General features: G+C 60.0%; 17 protein-coding genes. 5 read left to right on the top strand and 12 right to left on the bottom strand.

Going from position 1 to position 17138, the window contains the following annotated elements; genetic code table 11:
- The coding region (locus tag GSQ82_RS15885; protein ID WP_371417216.1) for a tol-pal system YbgF family protein at nt 1–601 on the bottom strand (601 nt) is incomplete at its 3' end.
- Between the two features lie 128 nt (nt 602–729).
- Nucleotides 730–1293: a hypothetical protein gene (locus GSQ82_RS15880; protein WP_158793176.1), complete on the bottom strand. Its 564-nt coding sequence runs from the start codon at nt 1291–1293 to the stop codon at nt 730–732.
- A 281-nt stretch (nt 1294–1574) separates the two neighbouring features.
- Here GSQ82_RS15880 and GSQ82_RS15875 point away from each other — a divergent pair, with 281 nt between their 5' ends.
- A complete protein-coding gene (locus GSQ82_RS15875; protein ID WP_158793175.1) occupies nt 1575–1754 on the top strand; it encodes a hypothetical protein in 180 nt (59 codons plus the stop codon).
- Between the two features lie 71 nt (nt 1755–1825).
- Here GSQ82_RS15875 and GSQ82_RS15870 read toward each other — a convergent pair whose 3' ends face one another.
- Both GSQ82_RS15870 and alaS read right to left on the bottom strand, forming a co-directional pair.
- Entirely contained in the window at nt 1826–2269 is a 444-nt protein-coding gene (locus tag GSQ82_RS15870) for a nuclear transport factor 2 family protein (RefSeq protein WP_158793174.1), read from the bottom strand.
- A 166-nt stretch (nt 2270–2435) separates the two neighbouring features.
- Nucleotides 2436–5375 (bottom strand): alanine--tRNA ligase, encoded by a 2940-nt coding sequence (alaS, locus tag GSQ82_RS15865; RefSeq protein WP_158793173.1) that lies wholly within the window; start codon nt 5373–5375, stop codon nt 2436–2438.
- Between the two features lie 85 nt (nt 5376–5460).
- Here alaS and GSQ82_RS15860 point away from each other — a divergent pair, with 85 nt between their 5' ends.
- Both GSQ82_RS15860 and GSQ82_RS15855 read left to right on the top strand, forming a co-directional pair.
- Nucleotides 5461–5712: a type II toxin-antitoxin system Phd/YefM family antitoxin gene (locus GSQ82_RS15860; protein WP_158793172.1), complete on the top strand. Its 252-nt coding sequence runs from the start codon at nt 5461–5463 to the stop codon at nt 5710–5712.
- Nucleotides 5696–6148, top strand: coding sequence for a PIN domain-containing protein (locus GSQ82_RS15855; RefSeq protein ID WP_158793171.1), 453 nt, complete (start codon nt 5696–5698; stop codon nt 6146–6148). Before GSQ82_RS15860 ends, GSQ82_RS15855 begins: the two co-directional genes overlap by 17 nt.
- A 19-nt stretch (nt 6149–6167) precedes the next feature.
- Here GSQ82_RS15855 and GSQ82_RS15850 read toward each other — a convergent pair whose 3' ends face one another.
- Together GSQ82_RS15850 and GSQ82_RS15845 are read right to left on the bottom strand one after the other, a co-directional pair.
- Nucleotides 6168–7130 carry an amidohydrolase family protein gene (locus tag GSQ82_RS15850; protein ID WP_158793170.1) on the bottom strand — a complete coding sequence of 321 codons (963 nt, stop codon included), beginning with the start codon at nt 7128–7130 and terminating at the stop codon, nt 6168–6170.
- Between the two features lie 32 nt (nt 7131–7162).
- A complete protein-coding gene (locus tag GSQ82_RS15845; RefSeq protein WP_158793169.1) occupies nt 7163–8083 on the bottom strand; it encodes a hypothetical protein in 921 nt (306 codons plus the stop codon).
- Between the two features lie 89 nt (nt 8084–8172).
- Here GSQ82_RS15845 and GSQ82_RS15840 point away from each other — a divergent pair, with 89 nt between their 5' ends.
- The gene (locus tag GSQ82_RS15840) at nt 8173–8364 is read left to right on the top strand and encodes a hypothetical protein (protein WP_158793168.1); all 192 of its coding nucleotides are present in this window, start codon (nt 8173–8175) and stop codon (nt 8362–8364) included.
- 11 nt (nt 8365–8375) lie between these two features.
- Here the strand turns inward: GSQ82_RS15840 and GSQ82_RS15835 are convergent, their stop codons facing one another.
- The 3 genes from GSQ82_RS15835 to GSQ82_RS15820 form a co-directional block, all read right to left on the bottom strand.
- The gene (locus tag GSQ82_RS15835; RefSeq protein ID WP_158793167.1) at nt 8376–8963 is read right to left on the bottom strand and encodes a regulatory protein RecX; all 588 of its coding nucleotides are present in this window, start codon (nt 8961–8963) and stop codon (nt 8376–8378) included.
- Between the two features lie 68 nt (nt 8964–9031).
- The gene (locus GSQ82_RS15825) at nt 9032–12109 is read right to left on the bottom strand and encodes a S9 family peptidase (RefSeq protein ID WP_254061677.1); all 3078 of its coding nucleotides are present in this window, start codon (nt 12107–12109) and stop codon (nt 9032–9034) included.
- A gap of 290 nt (nt 12110–12399) precedes the next feature.
- On the bottom strand, nt 12400–13776 hold the full coding sequence (locus tag GSQ82_RS15820) for a sensor histidine kinase (protein ID WP_158793166.1): 1377 nt from the start codon (nt 13774–13776) through the stop codon (nt 12400–12402).
- A gap of 122 nt (nt 13777–13898) precedes the next feature.
- Between GSQ82_RS15820 and GSQ82_RS15815 the strand changes: the two genes are divergently transcribed.
- On the top strand, nt 13899–14831 hold the full coding sequence (locus tag GSQ82_RS15815) for a hypothetical protein (protein WP_158793165.1): 933 nt from the start codon (nt 13899–13901) through the stop codon (nt 14829–14831).
- A gap of 71 nt (nt 14832–14902) precedes the next feature.
- Here the strand turns inward: GSQ82_RS15815 and GSQ82_RS15810 are convergent, their stop codons facing one another.
- The 3 genes from GSQ82_RS15810 to GSQ82_RS15800 all read right to left on the bottom strand — a co-directional run bounded on the left by GSQ82_RS15810 (nt 14903) and on the right by GSQ82_RS15800 (nt 16650).
- Nucleotides 14903–15172 (bottom strand): hypothetical protein, encoded by a 270-nt coding sequence (locus GSQ82_RS15810; protein ID WP_158793164.1) that lies wholly within the window; start codon nt 15170–15172, stop codon nt 14903–14905.
- Between the two features lie 170 nt (nt 15173–15342).
- Nucleotides 15343–16005 (bottom strand): HNH endonuclease, encoded by a 663-nt coding sequence (locus GSQ82_RS15805; RefSeq protein WP_158793163.1) that lies wholly within the window; start codon nt 16003–16005, stop codon nt 15343–15345.
- Between the two features lie 75 nt (nt 16006–16080).
- Nucleotides 16081–16650, bottom strand: coding sequence for a ComF family protein (locus tag GSQ82_RS15800; protein ID WP_158793162.1), 570 nt, complete (start codon nt 16648–16650; stop codon nt 16081–16083).
- Nucleotides 16651–17138 lie beyond the last annotated feature (488 nt).

Raw genomic sequence — 17138 nt, 5'->3', positions numbered from 1 at the left:
CCTCCCCCCCCCCACCCTCCCCACCCCCCCCCGCCGTCACAACCCGATGACGCCCCGAATCCCCATCCAGCGAAGCCAGCCCCGCCCGCGCCTCTTCCATCAGTTCGCTATGCGGATACTGCTTCACAAACAGCCCATACCGCTCCCGCGCCGAAGCCGCATCGTGCAGATCGTTCTCATAGATCTGTGCCTCCGCCAGCAGCGCTCCCACCCGCAGCGAACTCCCCGGATACTGCACCCGCAAAAACTCATACTGCCCCACCGCAGCCTTCGAACTCTTCACATCGCGCAACCCGCGCCCCTGCTCCGCCAGCAGCTCCGCCACCGCATTCACGCTGTCCGGAGCATGCACATCCCCTGGCGCATCATGGTAGACCGTACGAAATCCATCCATCGCCCGCGTATAGTCTGCATGCGTTCGCGCTCCCTCAGGAATCGCCTCCAGCACCTCGCGTCCCCGCTCCGCCTGCTCCCACGGAGTCAACTCTACCCTCTTCTGTCGCGCAGCCCTCGCAGGCAGAACCGTCACCATCGCGCAGCCCAGCATCACCGCGCAAACCCCACACCACCATCCACTTCGGATTGTTCCGCTCAGGCCCATTCTCTCTTCTAAACCGACAGACAGCCTAAGTTTAAGAGACCCCACGCCTCAACGCCCGTGAAAAGAACCCCGGTACTCCCCCCGATACCCCCACCTGCGCGGCATCGCAATCCTCCGCAGCTCATGCATCAATGCACGTTGTCCCCACCACTCCCCAGATCCTCCGACAACTTACTCGGCCCCTCTCTCCCCTCCAGAAAAGCCTTATCGCTCAACGACGACAACCGAGCCATCAGATTCAAATACACCAGGTGCCCCTGCCAGATACCGAACCGCTCCAACGCCATGCTCGCCTGCTCCGGCGTCACTGGCCCATGCCCAAAGTTCGTCTTCGTCATCACACCGAAGAACTGCGCCTCGTCCTCCACAATCTTCGCCTCAGATTCCTCAAACGCCTCCTGCGCCTGGTAGATCGCCGCATACTTCTGCGCCTCGGCGTAAGGCATATACGACAACGCACCCGTCGTCTGCGCCGTCTTCCGCGCTGTATCTTTCAAGGTCTTATTGGAGTAGGAAGCGTTGATCTCCGGGTCCTGCAAGCTCTTGTCCTTCGGACTCTCCATGATCTTCGTCAGCGCATCCACGTTCTTCTTCATCGTGGCCTTCTGCACCTTGATGCCCTCCACCGCCTCGGCCATCTCTTTGGAGTTGCTCTCGATCTCCTCCCGCAGCGTAGCCCGAGCCTCCTTCACCAGCTTGTGCTAGCGGTGCAGCTCCACCATCCCTTCAATCCCCACCGCAATCAACAATCACACCGAAATCGTCAGCAGGTGCAGCAAAAAATCCTTCACGCCATGTATCGGCTCATGCGGAGCATGCACATCCAAAGTAGCCTCCAGTCCAGCTCACGACGTCACCCATTACCAGCGTCCCGCGCAGGCAACGCCAACCCATCTTCGACAGATTCTAGCGCACCACCAACCCACCACCCACCAGATGCGTATCCAGCCCCGCCTCCTGTAAACTCTCACCCATGATAGATATCGACCTTTTCGTCCAGGCCCTCCGCAACCACGGCCACACCGTAGAGCGCGTCTTCTCCGTCCCCGAAAACGCAGGCGGATACGAGCTCACCGTAGACGGAACCAACATGAACATCGAAGAGGCGCGCCGTCTTCTGGACCGTCAAGAAGAACAAGACGAAGCGAAATAGCTGTTTCTTCAGTCGCAATCCTTGACGCAGGGAATGCCCTGTATCGGGGCATTGATTCTGTTTGAACTTGCTCACTTCGCCGGAGCAAACCAGACGTTTAAAATCTTGCCGTCCCTGACCTCGTAGATAACCAGGGTGTCGGGCACAGGCGCAACGTTAGGTGGCAGGCCGCGAACATGCTCCACATTGGCGACGGTCGGTCCTGTGATCGTCGTCGTCACGATATCCACGCCGAATCCTGCACCAGCAGCAGGAATCTTCCCCAAAAAGGCGTACTCCTTGCGAAGCCCCTCCATACCCTGCACCGGGGCTCTCTTGCCGTCGAGATGATAGATCGTGGCATTGTCTGCATAACAGCTCAGAAAGGCCTCAACATCATGCTTGTTGTAAGCCTCGACCTGCACCTGCACTACCGCCGCAGGGTCAGACGAACTGCCACATGTCGGCGCAGCAGAACAGGGAACCGTCGCTGCGACGAGCAGAAGTAGCTGTGCCAACCGGAGAAACATGGTCATGATTGAACCTCTTTACCCGCCATACTTTCAGACCGTCCGCCAATCGGCAAGGAAGAAGCGCCGTTAGGTACGCCAAGGCTTCAGCCTTGGCCCTCTAATGCCAACCACAAACAGTGCTTCAGCCTCTGAGGCATGCCCTTCTATCCCAGCGCGGATCACAGCGAAACTACAGCAACCCACCCACCACCTCAGCCGCCCCCGTCAGCGCCGCATCCAGCGAACCCACATCGCTCCCGCCAGCCTCCGCCAGGTCAGGCCGTCCACCGCCCTTACCTCCCACCTGAGCCGCCAGCAGCCCCACAATCTTCCCCGCCTGCACCCGCGCCGTCAGGTCCTTCGTCACCCCCACAATCAGCGAAACCTTACCATCCACCGCCGCGCCCAACACCACCACACCCGACCCCATCTTTCCGCGAAGCTGATCCACAAGCTCCCGCATCTGCGCCTTCTCCACTCCATCCACGCGCTGCGCCAGCACCTTCACACCCTTCACCTCCACCGCCGACGAAGCCGCATCCGACATCGAAGCCGAAGCCGACTTCATCCGAATCTGCTCCAGCTCCCGCCGCAGCTTCTTCATCTCCTCCTCCTGCGCCGCAACCCTGCTCCGCAACGCATCCGCCGGAGTCACCGTCTCCGAAGCAGCCCCGCCCACCATCTGTCCCACCACCCGAGCCACATCGAAGTCCCTCCGGAACTCATGCAGCGCACCCGTCCCACTCACCGCCTCCACGCGCCTCACGCCCGAAGACACCGACCCCTCCCCCACAATCTTGATCAGCCCAATCTCGCCCGTCGCGCCCGTATGAATCCCGCCGCAAAGCTCCGTCGAAAAATCCCCGATCTTCACCACCCGCACCCGCTCGCCATACTTCTCGCCGAACAGCGCCATCGCCCCCAGCTCATTCACCGCAACGTCAATCGGCACATCCACCATCGTCTCCACCTTCGTATTGCCGAGCACCTGGCCGTTCACAATATCCTCGACCTCCTGCAACTCCTCCTCGGCCACACCCGCAAAGTGCGAAAAATCAAACCGCAGCCGCGTCGCATCGTTCAACGACCCCGCCTGCTTCACATGCCTGCCCAGCACCTCCCGCAGCGCCGCATGCAGCAGATGCGTCCCCGTATGATTCCGTATCGTCGCCGACCGCGTCGTCGCATCGACCACCGTATCCACCACATCGCCCACCGCAATCGTCTGGTTCGCCCTCACCCGATGCGCAAACACACCCTGCACCGGCTTCGTCGCCCCACTCACCTCAGCGATCACCGAATTATGATCACCCGAATACAACCAACCCACATCCCCAACCTGCCCACCCGAGTCCGCATAGAAACTCGTAGCATCCAGCACCACCTCACCGGTCTCGCCGCCCTTCAGCTCCGGCACACCAACGCCATCCCTCACCAGCGCCAACACCCGCGCCCCATCCACCCGCAGCGCCGAATACCCTTCAAACTCCGTCTTCGGCAACTCCCGATAAACCGGCGCCGCCGACTTCTGCGACCCGCCCTTCCAACTAGCCCGCGCCCGCTGCTGCTCCTCTTCCTTGGCAGCGTCGAACCCTTCCTGATCGAACGCAATCCCTGCATCACGCGCCGCATCGACCATGAAGTCCAACGGCATTCCGAATGTTTCGTAGAGGTGAAAGGCATCTAACCCGCGAAGCTTTGCTCTTGTATTTCGAATCGCATCGACTACGGTGCCCGTTATCCGAAATGCCTGAAGCGAGGGAAGTTCGGATTCGAGAACAGATCCTACCTCATGGTTTTGAATGGGCATCTTATCGAGATCTCTCGAATACAGCAGCGACAAGGAATCAACAACTCGCTCAGCCGTTTCTTCCGAAATGCCAAGACTCATGAAAAAGCTGCTATCTAACGGCATACGGGACCGCGCTACAACGCCATCAAGAGCGACCATGCCAGTACTTAGCACCCGAGCAAACTGCTGCTCCTCCGCCAACACCACCTTACTCACCCGCTCCGCCGATTCCTTCAACTCCGGATAAGCCCCACTCATCTCATCCCGAACCGCAAGCACCATCTCATGCATAAACGGCCTCTCCTGCCCCAGCAGCCGCCCATGCCGAATCCCGCGCCGCAGAATCTTCCGCAGCACATACCCACGACCCTCATTCGCAGGATTCACTCCATCCGAGATTAAAAACGTAGCCGCACGCGCATGGTCCGCGATAATCCGCAGACTCGCCGCACCCTTCTCATCCGAACCCGCAGCCTCCGCAGCACTCATCGCCGTAAAGCCAGTCAACTCCGCCGCACGCGCAATCAGCGGAACAAACAAATCCGTCTGATAGTTCGACAACACACCCTGCAACACCGCAGCCACCCGCTCCAACCCCGCACCCGTATCGATCGAAGGCTTCGGCAGCGGCGTCAGTGTCCCATCGCTGCTCCTGTCGAACTGCATAAAAACAAGATTCCAAATCTCCACATACCGCTGATCGTCCTGCGGAAACGGCCTATCCACACCAACCTCTTCCGCCGCCTCAATCCCCAGGTCGTAGAAGATCTCGCTACAAGGCCCACAAGGCCCCGTATCCCCCATCTGCCAGAAGTTGTCCTTGGCCGACATCCCAAAGATCCTCTCCTTCGGCACGCCCGTCTCAATCCAGAACCGCTCCGCCTCATCATCCCGCGGAACCTTCGCATCACCCTCGAAGATCGTCACATAAAGCTTCGACTTATCAATCCCAAACCACTCCGGCGAAGTCAGCAGCTCCCACGCATAAGCGATCGCGTCCTTCTTGAAGTAGTCCCCAAAAGAAAAGTTCCCCAGCATCTCGAAGAACGTATGGTGACGCCGCGTAAATCCGACGTTTTCCAGATCGTTATGCTTCCCACCCGCCCGCACGCACTTCTGCGAACTCGCCGCCCGCGTATAGTCCCGCCTCTCGTTCCCGAGAAAGACGTCCTTAAACTGATTCATCCCCGCATTGGTAAACAGCAGCGTAGGGTCGTTCGCCGGCACCAGCGAAGAAGAGTGCACCCGCCTGTGCCCCTTACCCTCAAAAAACCGCAAAAAATCTTCCCTGATTTGCGTTCCTGAAACAAAACGCCGGCTGCCCGAATGATTCGTCATAAGCACCAAGTTTATCAGCGCACAGGTGTCCCGATGCGTGCGGAACGAAATGTAGTACGTAGTACAATGGAATGGAGGTATAACAATGCGTCGCGTATCTCTTCGTGAAGCAAATCAGAATTTTTCCTCCTGCGTAGCTGAGGTCGAAGCGGGCGAAAGCTTGATCCTGGTTCGGCGCGGGAAACCCGTTGCGCGCATCGTTCCTTTCAACGAGGAAGAGCCTCGCGATCCCAGACACGAAGCAGCAGTAAAAAAGTTGGCAGCTTTTCTAAAAGCTGGTGTAGACCTCGGCGGCATCAAGGTGAACCGCGAGGAACTGTATGACCGCGGCCACTAAGGTTACCCTCGACACGAATATCCTGATCTACGCGATCGATTCCAGCGAAGGCAGCAAACATACCCTCGCGAGTAAGCTCCTCTTGAGAGCGGCCATTGCAAAGCAGCCCCTCATGCTTCAATCACTCAACGAATTTTCCGCTGTTGTTAGGAAAAAACGATTGATGTCTTTGACAACCCTAAAGAAAGTCATCGACTACCATCGCAGCACCTTCACGCTTGAACCTCCCATCGTCGAAGATTTGCTGGATGCCCTGCAAGCCAACGAAGATCATAAATTGCCGATTTGGGATGCCCTGTTATGGGCAACGGCGCGCCGTTCAGGCTGTCAGATTATCTTTTCCGAAGACTTTCAGGATGGCAGAGAGTTGGGCGGCGTGCGCTTCATCAACCCGTTCAAGCTGACGCGACGCGAGCTGCAGGATCTGGCATTCTAGTCTGCTCTTTGAGCAGTTATCACTCCTCCAACCCCAACAACCTCTTCGCATTCCCACCCACCAACCTCTCCATATCCTCCGCACTCAAAATCCCCGCCACCTTCTCCAGAAAATCCCGCCCCTTCGTATTAGGACTAAACGGATAGTCCACCGAGTACATCATCCGCTCGATCCCCACCACCTCCAGCGCACACTCCAGCGGAGGCAGCGTAAAGTACCCACTCGTCGTCAGATGAATATTCGTCTTGAAGTACTCCGCCACCGGCCGCTGCAACTTCGCGGCCCCCGACAGAATCCCGCTCGACCGCGCCAGCGCAAACGGCAGACCCTCGCCCATATGCCCAATCACCAACTGCAACCCCGGCACCTTATCGAACAACCCCGACACAATCATCCGCAACGTATGCAGCCCCGTCTCCGCATGCCATCCCCACCCCGCAATCGACAGCAGCATCCCAAGCTCCCCCGGCAGCCCCGAAAAATAAGCCGTCTTCACCGTCTTCGGAGGCGGCGCCGGATGCAGATACACCGGCACACCCAGCCGCGCCGCCGCCTCAAACACCGGCAGAAACTCCGGCTCATCCATAAACTTCCCATCCACCGTACCGTTCAGCATCAACCCCACAAACCCAAGCTTCGTCACACACCGTTCCAGCTCCACCACCGCCGCTCCAACATCCTTCAGCGCCACCGTAGCAAACCCCGCCAGCCGTGTAGGATTCGCCTTCACCGCCGCCGCCAGCTCATCGTTCACATCGCGAGCCAGCACCGTTCCCGTAGCCGCATTCAACCCCTCCAGCGCAAACGCCGCCAGCGACAGCACCTGCACATCGATGCCCGCCTCATCCATCGCCGCAATCCGCCCCGCACCCAGATCCAGCAGCTTCGGCTGCAACGGACCAAACTGCACCGACGCATCACCCTCCGCAGCCTTCAGGTAAGACTCCGTAAAAAAATGCTCTTCCAACGTAATCGTCTTCATATGCGATCAGATGCTCAAACCCACGAGGCGGTTCAACCAGTCACTCCCGGCCGCCACGTAATCCCCTCCAGCCTTAGCACCTCATCCCGAGTAGCCTTCAACGCCGCAAACTCCCCCCTCCACCGCACCATCTCCATGCAGCACACCAGCGCGTCAAACGCATCCTCACTCCCCAACGCCTTCGCCATCACCGCACGCGGCAACCCCGCATACGCCGCATCGCCCCTCCGCTTCGCCGCTAGATAAGTTCGCCTCGCCCCTTCATTACTCTTCTTTACCGCCCCCGTCAGCAGACGCGTATACATCTCCACCAGCAGCGGCGCCGCCCTCTTCGCCCCCACCGCCGACGCCTCAAACGGCCACACCCGAAACCCCGCCTCCCGCATCCCCAGCAAAAACGGCATCGCCCGCAAACTCCCCGTCCCCACACTCCCGCTCCCGCCGATCTGAAACGGCGACTTCGGCGTAATCCCCTTCACCTTCGCCGCCCGCTCCGGATCCCCCTCCAGCATCTTCGGCGTAATCTTGTTCTCCATATCCGTCATCCGCATCGACCGCGCCAGCCCAGCCCCGCAAAACTGCTCCGGCCTCTTATGCGGAGCCCCCCAAAACCGCTCGTCCCGCGCCACCTCCGCACCCTCCCGCGCCAGCCACCGCTCCCCCTGCCCGTCCGCCACATGCCGCCAGAAATCGAACACCGTCGCGCACCCATGCTCCGCCAGAAACCACCCCGGAAAGCTAAAGCAGCAATCGATCCCCACCACCATCCGCGGCGTCTCCCGCGCCAACTCCACCAGCCACACCAGCAACTCCTCCCGGCTCCGCCCACTCTCCAGCCACACCTTCCCGGTCGAAGCCGTCCAACCCCCCGCCCAGATCTTCTTCCTCTGCCCCGGCCCCTTATCCCCCGACCAGTCCACCGCAACCACCCGCTGCAACCCAAGATCATCCATCTCACACCCTCCAACACCCACCCACAGCGGAACTTTTCCCCACTCCCCTGCGTTATCTCTAAAGAAGAATCTCTAGGAGAAATCACCCGATGCTCAACCTTCTTCTCTTCTGCATCCTCGCCTTCTTCTGCTGGCCGCTCGCCCTCGCTCTCCTCATCTTCTATCCGATCATCTGGCTCATCCTCCTTCCCTTCCGCCTCGTCGGAGTAGCCGTCCACGGAGCCTTCGCCCTCGTCGCCGCCATCTTCCTCCTGCCCGCCCGAGCCCTCCGCAGCATTTAAAATCAGGCAGATCAAAACTCCGGCAGATCATCCTCCTCCCGCTCCGCATACGAGTCCGAATCCCCACCACCCTCCGCCGGAATCGCCTCCTCCGGCACCTTCCACTCCCGCAGCACCTTATAGATCGCCCGCGAAGAAAACCCCGCCCGCAGCAGCCGATTCATTGCCCGCACCGTCTCCTTCTGCGCATTCACCCCACCCGGCTGCTTCATCCGCTTCCGCGCAATATACTGCCTCGCCAGCGCCACCTCGTCCACATCCTCATACGCCGTCTCGAGCGTCGAAGCCACCAGCTCCTTCCCCACACCCTTCATCATCAGATCCTGCTGCACCCGTCTCTGCCCGAACTTCTCATGCTCCTTGCGCACCCGCGTATAGTCCTCGGCAAACCGCTCGTCGCTCAGATAGTTCAACTCCTTCAGCCGCGCAATCACCGCATCCATCGCCCGCGCTCCGGCCTCACCCTCCTCCGCGCGATCCCGCATCAACCGCCGCAGATCCCGCTCCGTCCGCATCCTCCGCGCCAGCGCACCCACCGCATACTCAAACAGCCCGGCCTCACCCACCGGCTCCCGCTTCTTCGGCCTCGCAAACGCCATCGAAATTCCCCCAACCCATTGTCGCCCAGCCAGGCACAGAGTGCCCGAGGCCAAACAACAACGCGCCGCTAAGGCGTCACATTCAACGTAATCTCATTCGACCGCACCACCGTCTTACTCTCCGCATCCTTCCGATACACCCTCACCGTATACCGCCCCGGCCTGCTCAGATTCACCAGCTTTGTCAGATGAGCCGTCTCCACCACCGTCCCGCCCGGCTGCAGATAGTCCACCGTCGGACTCTGGCTCTCCTGCCGCTGCATCGCCTCGCGCCCATACGCCGTCTCCTCCACCACATGCCCCGCCGCGTTCCGCACCTCAACGCGGAACGAGTACTCCGGCGTATCCCTCCCCGGCCGATGACCGAAGAAGATCTGATGATCCGACAGGTTCTTCAGCGTAATGCTCACCCGCGCATCCGACCGCACCTGCACCTCATCCTCCACCGCGCTGATCGCAATCGAAAACGAAGCCCCGGCAGCATTCGCCTGCGCATCACTCTCCGCACTCACCGCAGCCTTAGGCTCAACAGCGGGAGCAGCCGGCACAACCGGAGCCGGAGTCTTAGCCACTACAGGAGGCGCAATCACCTGAGGAGCCACAACAGCCGGAGCAGCGGGTGCAATCGGTTTAGCAGGAACAACCGGAGCAGCCTTCACCGCCGGAACCGGCGCAACCACCTTAGGCGCAGCCTCCACCTTAGCCGTCTGCTTCGGCACCACCGCCCCCGCCGCAACATACTGCACCGCGCCCGACCCATAAGCATTCGTCTTCGTCCACCTGTCGCACCAGTCCCCCACCGTCTCGTACCAGAGCTTCGAGTTCTGCGGCTTCAACACCCAATGCCCCTCATCCGGAAAATAGAGCATCTTGCTCGGCACATTCAGCCGCTGCAGCGCCGTAAACAGTTGGAACCCCTCCGACACATCCAGCCTGTAGTCCCTCTGCGAATGAATCACCAGCGTAGGCGTCTTCGCATTCTGTATCGAAAGCATCGGCGACCACTTTCTAAACGGATCATCCGCAATCGGACCCGCAGCATACTTCCACGGCTGCCCCGGCCCATCCGCCGCCACCGCACGTCCCTTCACCCCGCTCGCCGCAGGCCGCCGAAACTCCCATTCATTGAACCAAAGCTCCTCCGTCGTCCCATACGCACTCTGCGGATTGAACATCCCATCATGCGTCACGATGCACGCAAACCGGTTCGTATGCGTCAAAATCCAGTCCGCCATAAAGCCGCCATAGCTCGCCCCCAGCGCACACTCCCGCGTCTTATCGATAAACGGATACTTCGCCTCCGCCGCATCCAGGCCGTTCATCAGATCGACGTACGCCTTCCCACCCCAGTCCCCATTCACCCCATCGATAAACGCCTGTCCATACCCCGTCGACCCCCGCGGATTCACCATCACCACCACATACCCGCTCGCCGCCATCAGCTCCGCGTTCCACCGACAGCTCCACGAATCGCCCCACGCCCCCTGCGGCCCTCCATGAATCAAAAACTTCAGCGGATACTTACGCGACGGATCGAAGTTCGGCGGACGCAGAATGAAACCCTCCACCTGCGTATCCCCCGCGCCCGCAAACCAGAACGACTCCATCTTCGAGAGATCAAGCCGCGCCAACAGCCCATCGTTCAAGTGCGTCAGCTGCGTCATCCGGCCGCCCACCAGCTTCACAATCTCCGTCGGCTGATTCACCAGCGTTCGACCCGCGACCACCACATCGTCATGCGTCCGAACATCCGAAAACTCTCCATCCTGCGAGATCACCAGCAGCTCGCGCTCGCCGCCCGTCTCAATCGCTCGAATCGACTCCTCCCCTGCATCCGCAGAGGTAAAAAAGATCAGCCCCGGAGACTCCCACGTAAACTCATCCACCCAAAGATCGAACTTCGAACCCGCCGCAGAAGACGCCGGCATCAACTCCTTCACCGTCCCCGCCAGCCGATCGAACAACATCAGCCGAAACCGGTCGCTCTCATACCCCGCCCTTACCTGCGAACGAAACGCAATGTACTTCCCATCCGGCGAGTAGGCCGGAGCATCATCGCTCCCCAGACTCGTCGAAATCTTCCTCGGCCTCTGCCCCGCATCATCCAGCAACAGCGTAAACACATCGTTGTTCGTACTTGCCGCCGGAACAAGATCAAGATTAGTTACATATGCAATCTCCTCCGAACCCGGAGCCCACGCATACCCCAACGGCCCGCCCAGAGAAAACGTCGGCACCTCCGCATCCCCGATATTCCGCCTCGGCGTCAGATCCCGCACCGCATTCCCGTCCGTCGCACTCACCACCAACACATGGCTCCGCTTCGGCCCCACATAGTGGTCCCAGTGCCGATACAGCAGATGATCGAACACCTGCGCCTTCACCGGGTTCGCCGCCGCAGCCTCGTCTTGTGTCCTGTCGCATACATCCTCATCCACCCACGACGTCTTGTCGCTGCACCCCGGATACACCCGCGACGTAAACAGAATCCGCTTCGAGTCCGGCGACCACACCGGCCCATCAGCCTCCGTACTCACATTCGTCAGCCTCTGCGGCGTCCCCAGCACTCCCTTTGCATCGTCCCACGAAGCCACAAAGATCTGCGACATCCCCGTCGTACCCTCCGTCGCCACAAACGCAACCTGCCGCCCATCCGGCGAGAACCGCGCCCCAGACTCCCCCTCCTTCCAGAACGTAATCTGCCTCTCCCTCCCATCCCCATCAGCCGCATCACCAACTACTGCATTGCCAGCGATTGCGCCGTCTCCAATTTGTTTGTCACCCCGCCCCACAGCAGACGAACCCGTCGTGCTCTCATCCGCACCGCCACCCCTTTGTTTGTCATTCCGTAGCGCAGCGGAGGAATCTGGTGTGCCCCCCAACGGCACCACCCAAAGATGACTCACCTTCGCATTCTTCTCCAGGTCCACCTCCACCACCGAGAACATCACCCACCGCCCCGAAGGCGACACCTGCGGATCACCCACCCGCTTCATCCGCTGCATATCAGCAAACGTCATCGGACGCCGCACACCCAAACCCAACCCAGCAACCGAAGACGAACCCGACAACTGAGCCGACCCCGACCCACAAGCCCCCACCAGCATCGCCGCCAGCGAAGCCCCACAAACCACTCGATTCATCATCGCGACAGTCTAACCCCGCCAGCCAAAACCAGAGCCGACCCAGAGGTAATCATGTCCAACGAAAGCCACCCCACCCGAAAATGGATCACCCAAAGTTACAACTCCCACCGCCGCCTACCATCTCGCACCAAAGAGTCCCGCGAAATAACAGCCCTCAAAATAAATCCCAAAAACCTGTCGTACTCCAACCACCACAAAACTCACCACACAAACACCACACTAATTACCACGTTCACCATGCAGAAAACCACGAACACCACCACAAAATCCGCACACTAACCCACGTACCCTCATACATTTACCCCTTCAACCTCTGTCTCCACCACCACGCCGGATTTTTTTGCATTTAAATCCGCCACCGGCAGCTCAAACGCCACCGCCGCCCCATGCGGATGCATGTTGAACGCACTGATCTCCCCGCCATGCTCCCGCACAATCCCATAGCAGATACTCAGCCCCGCACCCGCCCCATCCACAGCGTAGAACGGATCGAAGACCCGCGCCGCATCACGAAATCCCGCCCCCGTATCGCTCACCACCACATGCATCCTCTGCCCCTGACAACTCACCGAAACCCGAATCACCAGCTCCCCAACCACACCCTCCTCAGCCGCCCGCGCCAGCGCCTGAGCCGCGTTATTCAACAGATGCTCCAGCACCTGCCGCAGCCGATGGCGATTCCCCCGCACCGCCGAATCCTCCTCGCCCGCTTGAATCTCCAGCCGAACCCCTCTGGATTCAAGCGTATCCACGCACGCCGCACTCAGCTCCCGCACCAGCGCCGTCACATCCACCAGCTCATCTCCCTGCGACGCCGGTCGCCAGAACTCCAGCAGCGTCTCCACCGTCTGCCGCATCCGCAGCGCCTCCCGCACAATAATCCCCGCGTCCTCCTTCACCCTCGCCTCATCGCTCGTACTCGCAATCAGCTCCGCAAAACCCAGCACCGCAGTCAGCGGATTGTTCAGCGCATGAGCCATCCCACCCGCCATCATCCCCAGCCCCGCAAGCCTCTCCGCACGCATCAGCCTCTCTGCCAGCGCAGCGTTCTCCATCGACCGCGCCACCTTCACCGCCAAAGCCTCCAGAGGCTCCAGCGCCCGTGTCAGCACACTCCGGCGCAGACCCAGCAACCCCGTCGCACACACCGCCAGCGCACCCATCATCCTGCCGCTGGCCGTCGACAGCGGAATCACAATCGCCTCTCTGTACTCCACCTCCAAAGGGCTCTTTTCAAACACCACACCGAAGCTCTGGCCGCTCAGATGAACCCCAAAACTACACCCTCCAGACCTCTCAATCGCAACCTCCCTGGCCCATGCATCCAGCGCCTTCACCGTCGCCTCGTCCATCCCCGTACTACCAGCGACGACCATCCTCCCACTCCCATCCCGAGCCAGCATCGCCACCCGCCCAAACGAGCTCTTCTCCGCCACAATCCTGCTTATCCGTTCAGCCAACTCCTTCGCCTCACTGTCGGAAGACAGCCGTACATCCAGGCCCGCGTAGGCCTTTAGCTCCTCCTGAATCCGTCCCTCTCGCCGCCGCCATCGTTCCCGCGCCTCCAGGCGCAAGTTAAGCAGCCATGCCGCACCGCCGCCCGCAGCCGAGGCCGCAAGCCAGCGCGGCATCATCAGCCGTCCCATCTCACGAATTCCGACCCACATCACCAAACCTCCCTGTTTCGCGTCTATCCTTGAGAACAAGAAATTAAAAGCGTGCCGGTATCGCCAACTCGCGACTGCTCCTGCAGGAACCGACACCTTGCTCTCCCTGGAGTTCGAATCCCATGAAGCCGCTCTCCCTCCGCGCCGCCGTCCCCATCAGCCTTCTGGCTCTTTCTCTCTTCCCCCTATCGGCTCATCCCGCAACAGCCTTCGCGTCTGTAGCAATTCCAGACGGAGCAGCCGCGCAGGAACCAGCCGGCTTCGGCCCACTCGATCCCGCCCCGCCCACCGGCGCGACACCCGAGCAGATCATCCAGAAATTCGCAGCCCGCGAGTCCGTCTTCAACCAGGCCCGCCAGAACTACACCTTCCGCCAGACCGTCAAAGTCGATACCCTCGCCGAAGACACCAACCGCATCGACGGGGAGTATCAGCAGGTCACCGACATCACCTTCGGCAGCGACGGCAAGCGCGCCGAGCACGTCGTCTTCGCCCCGCAGAACACCCTCCAGCGTGTCATGATGTCGCCCGCAGACTTCCAGGACATCGAGCACCGCCTACCCTTCATCCTCACCACCGAAGACCTGCCCCAGTACGACGTCACCTACCTCGGCCGCCAGCACATCGACGAGATCGACACCTACGTCTTCAGCGCCGCACCTAAAGTTCTCGAAAAAAATAAACGCTACTTCCAGGGCAAGGTCTGGGTCGACCAGCAGGACTTCCAGATCGTCCTCGTCAACGGAAAGTCCGTCCCAGACGACAAGCGCAAGGGGCACGAAGACCTATCCCCGCCCTACACCACCTACTACGAGCAGGTCGACGGCAAGTACTGGTTCCCCACCTACACCAAGGCCGAAGGCAACCTGCACTTCTCCGGCGGAGACGGATACCTCTCGCAGGATGTCCACCTGCGCACCATCGTCAAATACACCGACTACAAACAGTTCCACGCAACATCGCGAATCATCTACAACGGCGAGGACATCACCAACAACAAGGCCACGCCGGACGATAAGAGCAAGCAGCCCCAACCCGCTGCACCACCCAAATAAAGCCGCATCCCTGGCATGAATATCTCCGCCAGTAGCCATATAGAAAGGCACTGGCGGAGGCATCCATCAAATCAGTTCGGAGTCTCGCAGTGCGCATCAGGATCAGCGTGCTGCGCTGTCATCCACCGGTCCATCAATGTTCCCGCGCAACGGGCGCCGCACAGGTGCTTCACCCCGGCAGAGTGCGCATGATGAACCTGCCAGCGCGTCAGCTTGATCAACGGCTGATCCTCCTCAGGCTTCTCTCCCTGAAAACAATCCACCCAAGCAAGCCACCAGTCCCCACCCTCGCCCTTCTTATCTCCGCACACATCGCACTGATAACTTTCGATATAAGACATCCATTTTCTCCTGCCGCTGAAGCTATCACATCTCTATTTCGCGTCGCAGCTATTCCGACAGCACAAGGTATCAATCACCACGCTGTAGCCGCATAGAAATCTTTACACACAATAAAAAAGAAGCCCTCATCCATCGGGGCTTCCTCTTCAAATCTCTACTTCGAAGCAGATCAGGCCGCCGGTTCAGCCTCGAAGTAGAGATACTTCCTCCATGCGGCATCTGCGCTTCCAATCATCCGCATAATGTGACGCGAGGTATGTAGTGAGAATGGCCGCGGCTCCTTCAGAAGCTTCATATCGGTGAGCTCGTGGAGCATCTGATTGCCTTTGCGGCGATTGCAGTCGTGGCAGCATGCGACCAGGTTCTCCCACGTCGACAGTCCGCCGCGCGAACGCGGAATCACATGATCCAGCGTCAGCTCCCCAGCCGTCAGCGTCACATTGCAGTACTGACAGGAGTTTCGATCGCGCAACAGAATATTCTTGCGGCTCAGGGCGCGTGTCTGATGCGGAATCCTGCGGTACTCCAGCAGACGGATCACGCTGGGCATCGCGACATGCATCCTCGCGGCGTGCAGTATGGCTCCCTGCTCCTCCTCCGTGCGCGCAACACCCTTCAGCACCAGCACCAAGGCTCGCCTGGCTCCACAGATATTGATGGGCTCATAGGAGGCGTTCAACACCAACACCGGAGTCTGCATCGCCGGTTGTCGAAAGACTCCGACCCGCACATCCAACTCCGCCACCACGCGTCCCGAACCATGTCCGCTCGCGTGCCCCGCGTGTCGTTTTCCACTCAGCCCCTGCTTCTTTCGCATCTTCCCCGATTGCATCTCAAAGCCCTCCGGTTCCAGCTACTGTTAGCACTTCGCGCCAAGCTTCTCTGCCTAATCGAAATCAGAAATTTTCTATCCAGCATCCCAAACTGCGGTCTCCGAAGACGCGCTCCACAACGCAACCATCTCCGGCTGAGCCCGCGACGCAGTCGCAACCCAGACCTTACTCGCCCCGGCACTGCGAAGCGCCTTCGCACAAGCTCGTGCCGTTGCACCGGTCGTGTAGATATCGTCCACCAAAAGAACTTCGCGACCGGCCAACATCTCCCGGTCAGTAACGGCGAATGCGCCCACCAGATTTCGCCTTCGTCCTTTGGGGGTCAACTCAAACTGGCTGCGAGTGTTCTTCACCCGGCGTAGGACGCGATGCGCCGCCTGCAGCTTCCACTCCGGCCTGCTCCTCTTGAGCTCGGCCAGTGCAGCATCGGAGAGCAGCACAGCCTGGTTGTACCCTCGCTCGCGCTCCTTCGATGGAAACAGCGGAACCGCCACGACGAGTAGGTCTCTACCAGCCTCGGACTCCAGCATCTCAATCGCTCGTGCCAGGAACCCACCCAGCGGCTTGGCCATCATCTGCATCCGCTCGTACTTCAGCAGGTGCACCATGTCGCGCAACTCGTCCTGGTACACAGCATAGGCCACAGCGCGTTCAAACTCTGGAGGAACCATGCGGCACGGTGAGCAAAAGAGCCCTTCCGCGGGAAACTGCCCGGCATACCGAACGCCCTCCATATCCAGCGCCTCGCCGCAGCATCGGCATAGAGTTGTGGACTGGGATCGAACAGATTCAATACAGGAATCACACACAGGAGAGAGACTTACACTCAGGAGCGGCCTTCTACAGGCCCTGCAATCGCTCGGATACACCGTTGTAACAAGATCATGCAGCGCAGCCCGGACCACCCGTCCCGGCACTTTCAGAAAACGAGACATCGCGCGTCCATCCACCCTCCCACCGGGCGGGGCACCGGGCGGACCCCCGGGTGCAAAACCGAGCGCACTGTCATTCAAGCAATCGCTGAAGACTCACCTCACTCGCGGCGCGGGCAGATTCCCATGCCATTTCCCGCAGTATAGTCCTTTAGCAACGGGGTCCGTCAATAATTCCTGCACCATGGAAGATGCTCCTG

Origin of the sequence: Granulicella sp. L60 (genome assembly GCF_009765825.1) — a bacterium.
GTDB lineage: Bacteria > Acidobacteriota > Terriglobia > Terriglobales > Acidobacteriaceae > Edaphobacter.
This window is presented reverse-complemented; position numbering and strand designations above follow the sequence as displayed.

Bases quoted from the DNA above. Each gene is read 5' to 3' on its own strand.
- GSQ82_RS15875 (WP_158793175.1), top strand. From the start codon at position 1,575: ATGATAGATATCGACCTTTTCGTCCAGGCCCTCCGCAACCACGGCCAC.
- GSQ82_RS15870 (WP_158793174.1), bottom strand. From the start codon at position 2,269: ATGACCATGTTTCTCCGGTTGGCACAGCTACTTCTGCTCGTCGCAGCG.
- alaS (WP_158793173.1), bottom strand. From the start codon at position 5,375: ATGACGAATCATTCGGGCAGCCGGCGTTTTGTTTCAGGAACGCAAATC.
- GSQ82_RS15860 (WP_158793172.1), top strand. From the start codon at position 5,461: ATGCGTCGCGTATCTCTTCGTGAAGCAAATCAGAATTTTTCCTCCTGC.
- GSQ82_RS15855 (WP_158793171.1), top strand. From the start codon at position 5,696: ATGACCGCGGCCACTAAGGTTACCCTCGACACGAATATCCTGATCTAC.
- GSQ82_RS15850 (WP_158793170.1), bottom strand. From the start codon at position 7,130: ATGAAGACGATTACGTTGGAAGAGCATTTTTTTACGGAGTCTTACCTG.
- GSQ82_RS15845 (WP_158793169.1), bottom strand. From the start codon at position 8,083: ATGGATGATCTTGGGTTGCAGCGGGTGGTTGCGGTGGACTGGTCGGGG.
- GSQ82_RS15840 (WP_158793168.1), top strand. From the start codon at position 8,173: ATGCTCAACCTTCTTCTCTTCTGCATCCTCGCCTTCTTCTGCTGGCCG.
- GSQ82_RS15835 (WP_158793167.1), bottom strand. From the start codon at position 8,963: ATGGCGTTTGCGAGGCCGAAGAAGCGGGAGCCGGTGGGTGAGGCCGGG.
- GSQ82_RS15825 (WP_254061677.1), bottom strand. From the start codon at position 12,109: ATGATGAATCGAGTGGTTTGTGGGGCTTCGCTGGCGGCGATGCTGGTG.
- GSQ82_RS15820 (WP_158793166.1), bottom strand. From the start codon at position 13,776: ATGTGGGTCGGAATTCGTGAGATGGGACGGCTGATGATGCCGCGCTGG.
- GSQ82_RS15815 (WP_158793165.1), top strand. From the start codon at position 13,899: ATGAAGCCGCTCTCCCTCCGCGCCGCCGTCCCCATCAGCCTTCTGGCT.
- GSQ82_RS15810 (WP_158793164.1), bottom strand. From the start codon at position 15,172: ATGTCTTATATCGAAAGTTATCAGTGCGATGTGTGCGGAGATAAGAAG.
- GSQ82_RS15805 (WP_158793163.1), bottom strand. From the start codon at position 16,005: ATGCAATCGGGGAAGATGCGAAAGAAGCAGGGGCTGAGTGGAAAACGA.